The organism is Enterobacter cloacae complex sp. P29RS, from assembly GCF_014893445.1.
Taxonomy (GTDB): domain Bacteria; phylum Pseudomonadota; class Gammaproteobacteria; order Enterobacterales; family Enterobacteriaceae; genus Enterobacter; species Enterobacter intestinihominis.
This window is the reverse complement of sequence record NZ_JADBPZ010000048.1, coordinates 1-487: the sequence shown is the minus strand read 5'-3', so window position 1 is coordinate 487 and position 487 is coordinate 1. Positions and strand designations below refer to the sequence as shown.

The 487-nt window shown below is 49.5% G+C and carries 2 tRNA genes; both read left to right on the top strand.

Annotated elements, in window-relative coordinates:
- Positions 1–98: 98 nt before the first annotated feature.
- Positions 99–175 (top strand) — tRNA-Ile (locus IM282_RS21785).
- A gap of 105 nt (positions 176–280) precedes the next feature.
- Positions 281–356: transfer RNA gene (locus IM282_RS21780), tRNA-Ala, on the top strand.
- Positions 357–487 lie beyond the last annotated feature (131 nt).

Sequence of the window (487 nt, the reverse complement as noted above, 5' to 3'; positions counted from 1 at the left end):
GGGAACCTGCGGTTGGATCACCTCCTTACCTTAAAGAACCTGCCTTTGCAGTGCTCACACAGATTGTCTGATGAAAAACAGCAGTAAAAAATCTCTGCAGGCTTGTAGCTCAGGTGGTTAGAGCGCACCCCTGATAAGGGTGAGGTCGGTGGTTCAAGTCCACTCAGGCCTACCAAATTTTTGCTGATGCTGCGTTGCGGCGACACTCACATACCTGAGTATGCTTCGTGTCACCACGCCTTGCCTCAACAAAAATTACCGGTAGAGAGATAACTACGATGGGGCTATAGCTCAGCTGGGAGAGCGCCTGCCTTGCACGCAGGAGGTCTGCGGTTCGATCCCGCATAGCTCCACCATCCTTTACTGCGAACTCAAGAAAACTTCAGAGTGAACCTGAAAAGGTGCACTGCGAAGTTTTGCTCTTTAAAAATCTGGATCAAGCTGAAAATTGAAACGACACACAGCTCATGTGTGTTCGAGTCTCTCA